This window comes from Thauera sp. ZXT1-4 (genome assembly GCF_052598215.2).
The window spans coordinates 1-13,266 of the sequence record NZ_JBQWSN020000042.1 but is presented as its reverse complement, the minus strand read 5'-3'; the positions used below and the strand labels follow the sequence as shown (position 1 = coordinate 13,266).

At 63.1% G+C, this 13,266-nt stretch carries 13 protein-coding genes; 8 read left to right on the top strand and 5 right to left on the bottom strand.

All coding sequences use genetic code 11. From position 1 onward, the window contains the following. The first annotated feature begins 252 nt into the window (after positions 1–252). The 3 genes from ACUH78_RS17725 (at position 253) to ACUH78_RS17715 (ending at position 4,023) form a co-directional block, all read left to right on the top strand. Positions 253–1,935 (top strand): hypothetical protein, encoded by a 1,683-nt coding sequence (locus ACUH78_RS17725; RefSeq protein ID WP_445334257.1) that lies wholly within the window; start codon positions 253–255, stop codon positions 1,933–1,935. Between the two features lie 1,056 nt (positions 1,936–2,991). Beyond that, the gene (locus ACUH78_RS17720; protein WP_445334258.1) at positions 2,992–3,450 is read left to right on the top strand and encodes a hypothetical protein; all 459 of its coding nucleotides are present in this window, start codon (positions 2,992–2,994) and stop codon (positions 3,448–3,450) included. Between the two features lie 132 nt (positions 3,451–3,582). Further along, complete coding sequence (locus ACUH78_RS17715) at positions 3,583–4,023, top strand: flagellar protein FlhE (RefSeq protein ID WP_445334259.1); 441 nt, start codon at positions 3,583–3,585, stop codon at positions 4,021–4,023. A 67-nt stretch (positions 4,024–4,090) separates the two neighbouring features. Here the strand turns inward: ACUH78_RS17715 and ACUH78_RS17710 are convergent, their stop codons facing one another. Then, positions 4,091–4,663 (bottom strand): hypothetical protein, encoded by a 573-nt coding sequence (locus tag ACUH78_RS17710; protein WP_445334260.1) that lies wholly within the window; start codon positions 4,661–4,663, stop codon positions 4,091–4,093. Positions 4,664–4,740: 77 nt separating this feature from the next. Between ACUH78_RS17710 and ACUH78_RS17705 the strand changes: the two genes are divergently transcribed. From ACUH78_RS17705 to ACUH78_RS17690, 4 genes are read left to right on the top strand one after another with little or no spacing between them, the layout of a single operon-like run. Continuing rightward, entirely contained in the window at positions 4,741–5,490 is a 750-nt protein-coding gene (locus ACUH78_RS17705) for an ABC transporter ATP-binding protein (RefSeq protein ID WP_445334261.1), read from the top strand. Continuing rightward, complete coding sequence (locus tag ACUH78_RS17700; RefSeq protein WP_445334262.1) at positions 5,483–6,697, top strand: ABC transporter permease; 1,215 nt, start codon at positions 5,483–5,485, stop codon at positions 6,695–6,697. The genes ACUH78_RS17705 and ACUH78_RS17700 overlap by 8 nt, the downstream gene beginning before the upstream one ends. Continuing rightward, positions 6,690–8,177: a TolC family protein gene (locus ACUH78_RS17695; protein ID WP_445334263.1), complete on the top strand. Its 1,488-nt coding sequence runs from the start codon at positions 6,690–6,692 to the stop codon at positions 8,175–8,177. The genes ACUH78_RS17700 and ACUH78_RS17695 overlap by 8 nt, the downstream gene beginning before the upstream one ends. After that, on the top strand, positions 8,161–9,498 hold the full coding sequence (locus ACUH78_RS17690) for an efflux RND transporter periplasmic adaptor subunit (RefSeq protein WP_445334264.1): 1,338 nt from the start codon (positions 8,161–8,163) through the stop codon (positions 9,496–9,498). The genes ACUH78_RS17695 and ACUH78_RS17690 overlap by 17 nt, the downstream gene beginning before the upstream one ends. A gap of 304 nt (positions 9,499–9,802) precedes the next feature. Here ACUH78_RS17690 and ACUH78_RS17685 read toward each other — a convergent pair whose 3' ends face one another. The 3 genes from ACUH78_RS17685 to ACUH78_RS17675 form a co-directional block, all read right to left on the bottom strand. Beyond that, positions 9,803–10,705, bottom strand: coding sequence for a macrolide 2'-phosphotransferase (locus tag ACUH78_RS17685; protein ID WP_445334265.1), 903 nt, complete (start codon positions 10,703–10,705; stop codon positions 9,803–9,805). A gap of 184 nt (positions 10,706–10,889) precedes the next feature. Continuing rightward, positions 10,890–11,588, bottom strand: a complete 699-nt coding sequence (locus tag ACUH78_RS17680; protein WP_445334266.1) for a Crp/Fnr family transcriptional regulator — start codon at positions 11,586–11,588, stop codon at positions 10,890–10,892. A 286-nt stretch (positions 11,589–11,874) separates the two neighbouring features. Then, positions 11,875–12,177 (bottom strand): hypothetical protein, encoded by a 303-nt coding sequence (locus ACUH78_RS17675; RefSeq protein WP_445334267.1) that lies wholly within the window; start codon positions 12,175–12,177, stop codon positions 11,875–11,877. 163 nt (positions 12,178–12,340) lie between these two features. Here ACUH78_RS17675 and ACUH78_RS17670 point away from each other — a divergent pair, with 163 nt between their 5' ends. After that, on the top strand, positions 12,341–12,589 hold the full coding sequence (locus ACUH78_RS17670; RefSeq protein WP_445334268.1) for a helix-turn-helix domain-containing protein: 249 nt from the start codon (positions 12,341–12,343) through the stop codon (positions 12,587–12,589). Positions 12,590–12,630: 41 nt separating this feature from the next. Here ACUH78_RS17670 and ACUH78_RS17665 read toward each other — a convergent pair whose 3' ends face one another. Next, positions 12,631–13,188: a GGDEF domain-containing protein gene (locus tag ACUH78_RS17665; RefSeq protein WP_445334269.1), complete on the bottom strand. Its 558-nt coding sequence runs from the start codon at positions 13,186–13,188 to the stop codon at positions 12,631–12,633. Positions 13,189–13,266: the final 78 nt, after the last annotated feature.

The following is a 13,266-nucleotide window of genomic DNA, read 5'->3' as shown; positions in this document are numbered from 1 at the left end:
GCATGAGCCGACAGCCCCCAAGCGCTGACCGTGGGCTAAACTAAACGGCATTGGGTAGCGACACGGTAACCTTCCGCTACAGCTACTGACAGCAACGAGGGGAGGCACGGCCACCAGGCGCCTCCTTTACGTTATCCCTTAGAAATAATGCCCTTGACGATTTCAGTTTTTCGCTGCGCTGCCGTTTACTACACTGAAGCGTCCGTCCGAGGGGAAATTCGCGTGGCGGCATGAGCACGGAGAGCCAGCGTCATGGTCGGAATTACCAACTACACCTTCCTTTCCAGCAGCCGTCTGGGCGGCACCACCACCGGCCAGACGCAGGCCATCCCCGGTGCGCGTGCGGCCGACACGGCCGCCACGGTCAGCGGCAGCACCGCCGGCTCCGTCTCCCCCCTGGCTCGCCAGTTGAACGAGGCGGCCGTGCGTGCAGAAGCCCGCGACGCCAGCCTCAGCCGCAAGGAGCTCGGCCAGAAGGCTACCGCATTGCTCGACCAGATCATCGGCGACAGCTATCACTTCAATCAGGCACGGCATGACGCCGAAGTGCCCGACACCGACGATCCGGCACTGCTGGCCCGCGCCAGACAGGCCACCGATTTCGTCAACGGCCACGGCAGCAATCCGTTCGCGGGGCTGTCCCGCGACCAACTGGCGTTGATCGCTTACGACGACAGCGGGACTTTCACGGTCAATGAGCGGCGTGCTGCCTACCTGGAGGGGGCCGAACAGGAGCAAGTCTGGCGGCGACAGGTAGTCGCTCAGGCCATGGACGAATATAACCGCACCGGCAAGCTCACCAACTTCTTCAAGGAGGTGCTCGCCCACTACGAGGGCCTGCCAGCCATCGAGCAGGCACAGTACCCTGAGGACTACGCCGAGAAATTGCAGGAGCTGATCGACCTCGATTTCAACTACATGACGCACCGGGCTGAAGGCAAGGGCAGGAGCCCCGCCAGCCTGATCGACCAGGTGTTCGCCGCGGGGCCGTACGCCGCCGGCAAGGAGAGTGTGTCCAAGGCCGACGACGTCTCCACGACCGCAGCGGCGGCCGCTTCCACCGCGGCTCCAGGCGTCTCGACGACCGGCGCGACATCGGGGAACGCCGCCACCTCCGGGGCCGGATACGATCTCATGGTCTCCCGCCTGTTCGGCGGCAAGGAACCGCCGGTGGCCAATGGTGCACAGGGCATGAGCGCCGGCAACATCGGCCGCAGCCCCTACGAATTCCTCACCCGCGCCGATCGCGCCCTGCTGTCGGAGATGTATACCTACGCCCAGGCGCAAGGGGCCGACCTGACCCATGTGGACCGCTTGGCCGAGGAGCTGGGCGATTACCGGCAGCATGACAACGGCCGCCTGCGCCTGAATTTCAACAACGGCACCCACTACGACGTGCGGGGGCGCCAGCTCACCGTCAGCTTCAACGACAAGGATGCCGCCACCGCGTCCCGCATCTTGAACGGCGGCGCGATCCACAGCACCCGCCTGGACCAGGGGTTCCTGCGCCATATCCTCGATCCGGGCTTTGGCGCGTTGAGCAACACCAGTGACCTCGAATTCCTCGAACAGATGGTGAACCGGTTCTCTGGCGAGGGCGCGGCGCATTCGCTCGATGCCCGCTTCGCCACCTACACTCCGGTCACTCGCATTCAGGACAACATCGTCCTGCATGCCTCCGAGGACGTCAGGCTCAAACCCTTCGAACCGGACATCACCAACGTCAACGGCGTCTGGACCGTGACCGAAAAAGGCCGGGCGGCAGGCATCACGCTGGACGAGGTGATCGGCACGTCAGGGCGTGGCACCGGGACCGCCATTGGCCAGGAGCAGAACCGCTACATCCTGGATGCCTTTTTCGGCAAGGCTGAACAGGGCGCATCGCAACCCGTCTGGCTGAGCAGTCTGCTCGACCAACTTCAACAACGACACTGAGGCGGATCGGCAGCCGCCATGCTGCCCGCGCACTTCGCATCCCGGATACAGCCGCTGCAGTCCTGCGCCTGTAGCATGGGTCGCCACCTCCGATCCGGGCCTCGCAGGTTTTCCGCAATGTCCTCGAGGCGGTGAGCGTTGTGCGTTTCCCCCTCTGCGTGCTTTGGCTGACCAGCGGTAGCGAATTGATGATGCACCGGGGCGGCGCCCATTTCGTGTAGATCCAGCGCACACCGAGACCGCCCAGCCCCAGGCATTGCCATGTGGCAGCCAGAGTGGGCTGTCCATGACGATGTGCCCCGTGCCGTTCGTGGTGTGCATCAAGATGCGCGTGCATCAGGGGCCGCGGGGCCCGGGGGCACGATGATGTGGTTACCGACGTTGAGGTGCTGGTCGAGGCGATCTCAGCGACCAGGCCTTGCGGCACCGCGATGCGCAGGTGTTCCCGCGTGTCGATCACGGTGACGATGTTGGTCCAGGCCTTTTGCGCTTCGCCCATGCTGCTGTCGAGGAAGACTTCGCCGGTCCCGGGCTGACCGTGCTCCCGCTCCTCACGGATCACCTCGAGAAAGATCTCGCGCAGGCGGCGGTCGTATCCTGCGACCACCGTGACCGGCGGGCCACGCACTCCGTCGCGTCTTTCCCACGTGGGCCTATCTGCCCGGCATGGATTCCCCAGTCATGCATCCAGTTCTGCTCGCAACTGTCCATTCCATATCCATTTTCCTTGTACAGCGAGCGGCAGCCGCTGTGCGCTATGCCAAACCGTTTGTTACTGGATGTAAGAGCCACTAAACAGCCTGCGTCGTGATTCGTCCTGTGGGTAAGTGGTGTGCACGGTGCATAGGGTTTGACGGCAGTCCGGTGTCGGCGGTTGCTCGTTTCCCGGCGTCTTGTGTCCGGGTTGGAAGCTCCCGTGGCAGGGCAGGGCACGTTCACACACGCCACCGCTTTCCGCGCCCGCGTGCGGCGATGCGTAGCACGGGTAATACCAACAGAGAGAACGAGTTGTACCCATAGCAACAACACCGTGACCAATACCTGGAGATGTCCATCATGAAAAAACGCCAGCCTCTGCTCGTCGCCCTTGCTGCGACTGCCCTGTTCGCCGCCGGTGCGGCCTACGCGGGACCGCCGGTCGCAGTCACCTTCAAGAATGTCGGCACCAGCGGCTCACCTGCCGCGGTGTATTCGATCGTCACCAGCAACGAAGCGAGCACTTATGCCAACGCGACCCCGAAGCCGATAGCCAGCGTGGCCGCCGGCGGAAGTGATACATACACGGTGCAAAGTCTCCTCTCACCGGACGTGAACTTTGCGACCGTCCGCTACACGATCGGAGCCAAGACATGCGTGTTCACCACGACCTACGTGAATGCGTTGGGCCCTGGTGGCGTCAAGATTCCGTCGTGGAACAAGTCCCACAACGCCAGCGGCGGTGCCGTCTGCACGTCGAATATCACCTCGATCAACTACGTCACGCATGCGTGGACGGTCGAGTTCACGATGAAGTAACCCCGCAATTGCCGTACCCGGTACGAAGGTTCCGTGCACATGACGTCAGCGTGTGCGTGGGAAAGGCTTGCACGCTCATTCACGATCTTCAAGTCTCGTGAGGTGTGATTCCGTTAAATCAAGGAGTGCAACATGAAGCTCAAGCACAAGCTCAATTCCGTTTTGATGGTCATTTTCAGCGTGATGGCGGTGGCGTTCGCGCAATACGCCAACGCCGCGGCCGGCTCCTATGGCAGCTCGGCTGTGGCACCGACCATCTACTCGAAGAACTACTGGTACAACGTGGCATTTCCCGTAGTGGGGAATCCGCCGAGCAACGCGACCCTGACCGTCGTGTATTACACATGGGCCTACGATTTTCCCCGGCCGGCAGGGTTCGAGGTATACCTGTGCAACAACAGCGCCACGCTCTGCGCAAATGTCACGAATTTCGCGTCTGGAAACGTCAATTTCACCGGCTACGGCGTCCCGGCCAATCAGCCGCTGAGGCTGTACTCTCGGGTTGCCGGTACCGGCACGATGATGCCGCTGTACGGCGGAACCTCCACGGTAGCGGTCAATTACGTCTACTGATGCAATGAAGTTGCGGGCAGTCGCTGGTTACAGGGCTGCCCGTGACGGCTACATGGGGCGCGGCGAATTAAGCCGGTGGCGAGCTGCCCCGCCACCCCCAACCGGTGGCTTCGAGGTAATCCTTGGACTGCGAGTTCGTGAAATCAATCATCATGGCCAGGATCTCTACGGGATCCGTTCCTTTTATCTTTTCGGATTCATAGATCGCGCGCCTCTGGGCGTCGATTTGCGCAGCGTCGCTCTGGAACTTGGCTATGAAGTCGTCACCTACGATTCGCCCTGAGGTGGACAGCGTTCTGACTTCTCCACCGTTGAGGATAGAATCACGGAGATCGAAGAATATCGTGCTCGTTGAGTCTGCCAAGTCCTTGGCTATTTTCTCGGCGCTTTGCCGATCAGAACTGGCTGCCGCCAGCAATCTTTCTTGAGCGGGTGTTCTGGTTTGCGTTGCATTGCTTTCCTTTGCGGCAAGTTCTCTCGCCGTGCTGGACAAGGTCACCCGATCGGCAGTATTTGCCGATGCGGCATTTCTTGCCGCTTCGACAGTTGGAGACTTCGCCACACTGCCGCTTGCTTGCTGCAGCGTGATGTTGTTGATGGTTTGGTAAACCAGCGCTCCGTAGCCGGATTGGATGTTCATGTCGCTCTCCCTTGAGAGAAATAGGTAGGCGTCATGGTTTAGCAGTAATCATGCCAGTTTGCGGGGCCTTACGCGCAATGGAAAACGCAGCGACCAACAGAACATGCCACGATGCCTGCTCGCCGTCCGGCGAGCACCTGATACGACTCGAACAAGTTGGCTACGCCTATCGCAACGGCACCATGCACCAGCCGGTGCTCGACGGCGTGTCGCTATCGATCGGTCGGGGCGAAAGCTGTGCCATCGTCGGAACCTCGGGCTCGGGCAAGAGCACTTTGCTCAACATCATCGGTCTGCTCGACCAGCCCACGGCCGGCCGTTTCCTGCTCGACGGACAGGACATGGCGCAGACTACGGCGGAAGACCGTGCTAAAGCACGCAACCAGACCATCGGCTTCGTATTCCAGAGCTTCAACCTGCTACCCCGCCTCAATGCGCTGGACAACGTGGCGCTGCCGTTGCTCTACCGCGGCTGCACGCGCCAAACCGCTCGTCATGCAGCGCGGCACGGGATCGAACGTGTTGGGTTGGCCGACCGCGCCCATCACCGCCCTGCCGATCTTTCTGGCGGCCAGCGGCAGCGCGTGGCCATTGCTCGCGCCCTGGTCGGACAGCCGTCGCTGCTGCTGGCCGACGAACCCACGGGTAACCTCGACAGCGCCACGGCGGACGACATCCTGTCCTTGCTGCTGAGCTTGAACCGTGAGCAGGGGGTCACCCTGGTCGTGGTGACCCACGATGAATCGATCGCACGGCGCATGCAGCGTTGTGTGCGCGTCAAAGACGGCCAACTACAGGAGCAGGAGGCCGGCGCACCGTATGCTTGACAGATGGCCGAGCCGCTACGGCCCCTCGCTCCAACAGAGCCTGGTCGAACCCCTGGACAGCCTGCGCCTGCTGGGGCGCCGCTCGCTGCTGGCGCTGCTCGGCATCGCGGTCGGCTGCGCCTCGGTAGTGGCCTTGCTGAACGTCGGGCACAACGCGGCCAACGAGGCGATCCGTACGTTCAAGGGCATGGGCAGCGACATCCTGGTCGCAAACTTCGCCGTCCAGCCGGGCGTCAAGATGCGTCCGGCGCCCGCTACGCTGGACACCGAGGCGGTGACGCGCGTGCTGCCCGATATCCTGCACATTGCGCCGGTCATCCTGTACGCGACCGCTGTTCGCCTGAACGGCCGCACCCACAACGCCAGCATCACCGGCACGACCGCCGATATTGCGGCGGTGCTGGATCTCAAAATCCACCACGGCCGATTTCTGTCCGCTTACGACCGTCAGAGCACCTACGCCGTACTTGGGGCCAACGCCGCCCGGGAGTTGAGTGCGACCGGCACCCCCGTCGCGCTGGGCCACCGCATACAGGTCGGCGGCTACCTCTTCGAAGTCGTCGGGGTACTGGATGAGCAGGGCCGCAATCCGTTGGTGCCGGTGCCGGTGGACGACGCTGTCCTGATTCCCATCGAAGGCATGCGACGCATCGCCGCGATCGCGGAGATCAACAGCATCATTGCCAAGGGGCGCCAGACCGAAACGTTGGGCGAAGCGGCCGTGGCGCTGCGCGACTACCTCACCCCGCTGGCGCCGGGCCGGGAAGTTCAGGTGCAGATTCCACAGCAACTGCTCGACGGGCTGGCGAAACAGACGCGGACGTTTTCATATCTGCTTGCCGGGCTCGGCGGCATTTCTCTGCTGGTCGGCGGCGTCGGTATCATGAACGTCATGATCATGAACGTGTCCGAACGACGGCGGGAAATCGGCGTTCGCATGGCGCTGGGCGCCCGTCCGCGAGACATCACCAAGCTGTTCCTGCTCGAGGCCATGGTGCTGACCATCGCCGGAGCACTGATCGGTGCTGTCATCGGTCTGTCCGGTGCCTGGCTGTTCGTGAAGCTTTCCGGTTGGATGTTCTCGCTCTCGATCCCATCGCTGCCGCTAGGTATTGTCAGTTCCCTGGTGATCGGGTTGTTTTTTGGCCTCCACCCGGCCCTGACCGCCTCCCGGCTCGAACCTGTCCGAGCACTGCGCGATGACTAGCCGTCCTCCGGCGACCCTTTTCGTGTTGGCCGGCTTGCTCACGGTCTGCCTTGCCATGGCGGTTGCGCGGGCGGAATCCTTGACACCTTCGCAGCCGACCATGCCCGGCAGGTCGGTGTCGTTGAGCGAGCAGACCATCGAGCTCACCCTGGAAGACGCCGTGTTCCTGGGCCTGCGCAGCAACCGCGCCATCCGGGGGGCCTATCTCGAACGCATCGCGCAGAAGTTCGATCTGCGCGTCGAGGAAGACCGCTTTTCCCCCAAGCTCGTGCTCAGCGGCCGGCATCTCTCCACGCGCAACCAGGACGATCGCTACCGCCAGACCGAGGTCATCCCGCAGACGACCTTGCAGACCGAAATCGGCACGCGCTTCAGCCTGGCGTGGAGCAATCAGCTCACCCAGGCCGACCGGGCCGGGCGCACGCGCAATGACGGCGCGACCTTCACCGTCATTCAGCCACTGTTGCGCGGCGCCGGGCGCGACGTGGCCACGGCCCCCGTGCGCCAGGCCCGCCTCAGTGAACAGGTCAACCGGCTGAACCTGAAGGCCACCGTGTCGGACACCATCACCCAGATCATCACGACGTACCGGGAATTGCTGCGTGCCCAGGAGCAGTTGAAGATCGCCCGTGGCGCCCTGGAGCGTTCGTACCAGTTGCAGGAGGCAAACAAGGCCATGATTGCCGCCGGCCGCATGGCTGCCTTCGAAATCGTGCAAGCCGAAGCCGACGCGGCCACCCAGGAACTGGCGGTCGAGGAAGCGGCCAACCAGCTCGACGCCAGCCGGTTGGAACTGCTGCGCCTGCTCGCCCTGGATCTGGGCACCCGGGTCCACGCCGTCGACACGCTGGAAGCCCGCCGGATCGACGTCAACCTCGCCGAGGCGCTCGTCGCCGCGCATGAGCGGCAGCCGGCCTACCTCACCCAGTTGATCGCCACCGAGCAGGCCGCGATCAACCTCATCGTCGCCCGCAATGAGCGGCTGTGGGACGTTTCGCTGATAGGCGGGGCCAGTCAGGTCCGCGACCGCTTTCCGGCCGCGGCCGGACACGACACGAATCGCACCTGGGAGGGCTACGCGGGCATCCAGATCGACATTCCGCTTGGAGACCTGAGCCGCCGTCAGGCCGAAGTGCGTGCAAAGGTGGACGTCGAGAATCAGGACATCCGACTGGCCGAGGCACTCCAGTCGCTGGAGCGCGATGTCGGCGATGCTGTGCGCGACCTGGGCACCCGCTGGCGCCAGTACGAGATCGCCCAGCGCGCGCTCGACCTGTCCCGGCGCAAGCTGGACATCGAGCGCGAGAAGTTGCAGGCAGGCCGTTCGAGCAACTTTCAAGTGCTGAGTTTCGAGACCGACCTGCGCAACGCCGAGAACGCCCGCCTCAACGCGTTGATCGCCTACTTCAATGCCCAGGCCACGCTGGACCGGACCCTGGGTACCACCTTGGAGAGTTGGGACATTGAACTCAACGACTAAGCGCTTCGGCCGCACGCGGCGCCGGTGGCTTGCCGGAGGACTGATCCTGATTGCTGCCGCAGTCGCGTTCAGCTATTACGGCCAACCCGCCCCCGTACAGCCCGACAGCCAGTGGCTGCCGGTGCAGCCGCGAGCACTGGAAAATCACCTCGGCCTTGTCGGGCGAATTGAGCCTGCCAGCCGGCACACGATCGCCGCCCCATTCGAAGGGGTCTTACGGGACGTGGCCATCGCAGAAGGGGAGCGTGCCGAGCGCGGACAGCGACTACTGACAATTGATACCACGCAGTTGGACATTCAGTTGCGCGAAGCGCTGGCGGCCAAGTTAAAGGCTCAGCGTACCGTACAGGACATGGAAAACTGGTCGCAAAGTGACGAAGTCGCGCGCGCACGCCGTGCCGTAACCAACGCGCGGTTGAACCTAAACGACACCGAGGCCAAACTTGCAGATACCCGCGGTTTGTTCGAACGCGGCATCGTCGCGCGCATGGAAGTCGATACTCTGGAGCAGCAGTTCAAGATGCAGCAGCTCGACTTGGTCGCCTCGCAAAACGAGCTGCGTGCCGCGTTGGCCCGAGGTGAAGGGGAGAGCCGCCAGATCGCCGGGATGGAACTGGCCAACGCCCAGGCGCGCTACCGCGCCCTGCAGGAGCTACGCGCGCAACATGAACTCCACGCTCCCTTTACGGGCATCGTACTGCGTCCGCAGAGGGCTGAGGGCAGCGGCAATGCGCCGCCGGTGCAAGCCGGTACGCGCGTCACCCCGGGCATGCCACTCTACGAACTGGCGAGCCTTGAGCAGATCCAGGCGGTCTCTCGCGTCGAAGAAGCCGATCTCCACCAGTTGAGCGAAGGCATGCCGGTACAGATCACCGGGGACGGCTTCGACGGGTTCATTCTGGGCGGACGTATCGCCACCATCGGCGTGCAGGGCATCTCTTCCGACGTTGGTGGCGGCACGACCTACGAGATTACCGTTGCCATCGATCCGCTGTCTCCTGAGCAGCGCCAGCGGGTGCGCCTGGGGATGAGCGCGCGGCTGGCGATCGTCACCTATCGTGCGGAAAGCGGCTTGGCGGTGCCGGCCGAAGCCCTTCGCCGGAGCGATGATGGACGCACTTTCGTCGTCTACCGGGCCGACATGAACGGGGCGCCACGGCGCGTCGCCGTCACCACTGGGCGGGCCGTCCCCCACGGCGTCGAGGTCTTTGGCATGGAGCCTGGCTACGTCGAGCTTTCTGCCCGGGGCGTCGAGTCTGCCGGACCTCTTCCCGGTACCTTGGGCAGTCTTGGTCCCCCGGGCGGTATCGATCGTTACTAAACAACCTGCTCCAGACGGACCAGCCAGACCAGGACGGTACCGCGAAGGACCAGGTGCGGCGCCCCGTTCAGCCGCTGTTTCGGACCCAATCCCGAAGGCGTGCCTGCTTTTTAAGCGCAAGGTGCAACGTCCTGCATCTCCTGAGGATCCGGGTCTTTTCTGCCGGAGTTATCCACAGAATCTGTGGGTGAAAAACGCTCTTGCCCTGACCCTTGGCGCCTTTGGTTGGCAATTGAGGCGACGGAAGGCTTGCCGCGGCCCGGAGCGCCTCCCATCCGTGCGCCTGCGGCCAACCGTCACTCGCCTATCCCGCACCAAGCTGGAACTTGGCCGCCGCGAGGTGTTGCTCATTACCCGTGCTGATCGCAAAGATGCCGTACTTGATCGGCGAAGCGGCGTGCCGCTCCCTGATGTGCTCCACCATGGCGGGCCAGGTACGGCCGCCGGCGAGTTCGTAGGCGGCGACGAGTCGCTCCAAGCTTTCCGGACTGAAGGCCGCGAGATGGCCTGCGAAGTCGATTGACGGATCGCTGATCGCCGCCTCTGTCCAGTCGATCACACCGCTGACGCGTGCATCGGCCGTAGCGGTGACATGCCCGACGTAGAGATCGCCATGGGTGAGAACGGAGAAATCGGGCCAGAGTTTGTCGTTGTCCAGCCAGCACCGGTACCGCGCTTCCAAATCCCGCGCGATGCCAATCTCCTGCTTCACGCGCTCCATGTCCTGGTGAACCTTGAGCCGTACCTCTTCCGGAGAGTAGGCAGGTATGTCGAGCGCCACCGCCTCCGCCACAGGTGACGCGTGCAACGCCACGAGCACCTCTACGAGGCTTGTCACATAGGTTTCGGCTTCCTGATCGATGTTCCAGGTAACGGCATGGGTGTCGGCGTCGAAGACGAGCGCCATGGGGTCCGTCAACATGGGGTAGGCCACCAGATCAGGGCTCCGCACCCGCCAGTCCGGAACCTCGACTGGAAGCCGGCGCCTCACGAAATCCAGGATTTGTGCTTCGCGTTCGATCTTGGGCTGCACGTCGTCGCGACGGGGAATCCTGAGAACCCAGCGCCGTCCCGCCGTATCCGTCGCAAACCCGACCCGAAAGTCGAGCCCCGTCTCGTTGAAGATCACAGCGCCCACCAAATGCAAGCCGTGCCGGGCCGCTAGCGCGAGCGTGTCGGCGACAAGCTTGGCAGACTCGTTTGTCATTGGATAGCGCATGTTGACCGCTGGCGGCTCTTGAAAGTCAACTGCTGACGGCCGTAGGGGAGGGAATGATCGCAGGCGATGCGTTGGGGCACGCAGGCGTTGCAGTCGAGGACACGCGCAGCGTCTTCCGTATTCGCGGCGGTTGGCGTGGTTGTGTCCTCGGAGTCGAATGCCCGGCGCGTGTTCAGTCCAGGCTCTTTCTCAAACGGCAGATGTCCGGGATGTGGATCGTGCGGCCTTCCACTGCGATCAGCCCGGATTCGATGAGTTCCTGCAAGATCCGCGAAAAATACTCCCTAGTCAGATTCAAGCGTGAGGCGATGACGCTCTTGCTGGTCGGCAGACGGACGCTGACGCGGCCTGTCGGGGTGGGGCTGCCGCCCATTTCCTCCTCGCGCAGCAAGTAGCTGATGATGCGCTCGCGGCCGGTACGTAGCGAGTAGAACTCGACATCGTCGAGCAGGCGGAGCAGCCGCTGCGACAGGCCGGTGACGATCTTGCGGCAGAACAGCGGCGCACGCTCCATTTCTTCGAAGATCACCCGCTGGGAGATGTGCAGAAGAGTACAGTCGGTGAGTGCCTGGGCGGTCACCGCATAGGGTTTGTCCATGAACATCACCGCCTCGCCGAAGGTCTGGCCGGCGCGGAGGATCTCGACGACCTTCTCGTTGCCGTTGGCGGAGATGAAAGCCAGTTTGATCTGCCCGGTCAGCACCAGGTGAAAGCCATGGCATGGGTCGCCCTTGTGGAACAGGACGCAGCCCCTGCCGACCTTTTGCTCACGTACCCCGCAGGTGAAGCGGACGATCTCGGACTGCACCAGACCGCCAAACAGCGGTGCCTGGGCGAGCAACCGGGAGATGCGCTCGGTTCTGGCGTCCACCGACCGTTCGGTGGAGTACGGATTGCGACACTCAGGGACGAATATCGTGGCACCGGAGGTATCGCGCTTGTTCATCCCGTTAAGTTACCAGTTGAGCGCGCAATAGCGGCCGGTGAGTGCGGCCATCCCCTTGCTTGCGGATCGCTGCACGGCCGGAATACGCGCCCTTTGTGCCGGCTACGGAGGCAGCGCCGGAACGGAAGCCGCGGTCCGTGTTCCGCTCCCGTGACCGGTGTTGGATAAGCCCGGAGCCCTGTGGGACTAGCCTTGACCACGCAGCGATTACTCAATCGTGCCGGACGGCAAAGCCGTGCTGGAGGAAGTAGGCCTCGGCTGCAAGCAGTTCTTCCGGTGTGGCTGCGAGCGAAACTGATCCGGCCGAATGGGGCTTCATGTCGATGATCAGCCTGCGCCGGCCGATGATGACTTGCATGGTGGCCGGGATCAGGCCCGAGTTCATGTGGGAGAGAGAGACGTTCTCGATGACCAGGACCCCGTCATCAAATGCGAGCGTAAATTGCCCTACGCGCAGCCGATTGCGCGGCGATCCCAAGGGCATCTTGCGGAGGCGATCGAGTACGGGAAGCATGAGGCGCCGAAGTTCGACTGCTGCAATTCGCAGACGCCGCCGTGTCTACGGCGGCGTGATCATCGTGTGTACTGTAGCATGAAACTCATAGTGCGTGATCGTATAGGACGTGGAATCATGGTGAGTGTCCCGATAGTGTGCATTTTTTCGGATACGGGACACTATGGAACTAGGCTACGACCCCCTCAAGCGCTTTGGCCGTCACCTTGCAGCATTGCGGCGCTCGCAAGGTGTCTCGCAAGAACGGCTGGCACTGGAAAGCGGACTGGCGCGCAGCTACATGAGCGGTGTCGAGCGTGGGGTGCGGAACGTGTCCATCATGAACATCTGCATCATCGCCAAGGCTCTGGGTTGTCCCCCGGCTCGCTTGCTCGAATTCTCGGACGCGCCCGAAACGGAACCGGAGACGTAGGAGCCTCCAGCAGCTCTTCTCAGACCACTGATGGTGGGCGGCTAGGTCCGGAGATCGTCTGGCGCAACGGCGTTCGTGATGAATCCGCTCGCCGGACACCGAACCAATCTGCCCTTGCCGCGACGTTTTGCTTCGAGCAGGGCGTTGTCCGCGCGCGCGAGTGCGCACGCCAGCGGCTCATGATCAAGCCTTTCAGCCACACCGGCCGAGAATATCAACGATAACTGGGCGGGCAATGCGCCGCATGGATTGCGCTGCAGCTCGTCCTGAACCCTCGACAGAATGCGTACGGCGTCACCGCCCCGGGTGTCGGCCAGGAGCACGGCGAACTCATCGCCGCCCAAGCGGGCGACGGTGTCCTGAGGTCGCAACTGTGCACGCAGCATCGCGGAAAAGTGCGTCAAGGCAGCGTCCCCGACAGGATGGCCGTAGGTGTCGTTGATCAGTTTGAAGTCATCGAGATCGACCATCGCGCACGACAGCACCACATGCGGACCGGCGGTTGGCAGCAGGTCGCAGGCGCGGCGGAAACCACGCCGATTCAGCGTGGCCGTCAGATCGTCATGGTGCAGGGCATGCTGAGCGTGAGCGAGCGCCATCTGCAATTCTGCGAGGCGCCGGGCCAATGCCGTTTAGTTTAGCCCACGGTCAGCGCTTGGGGGCTGTCGGCTCATGCC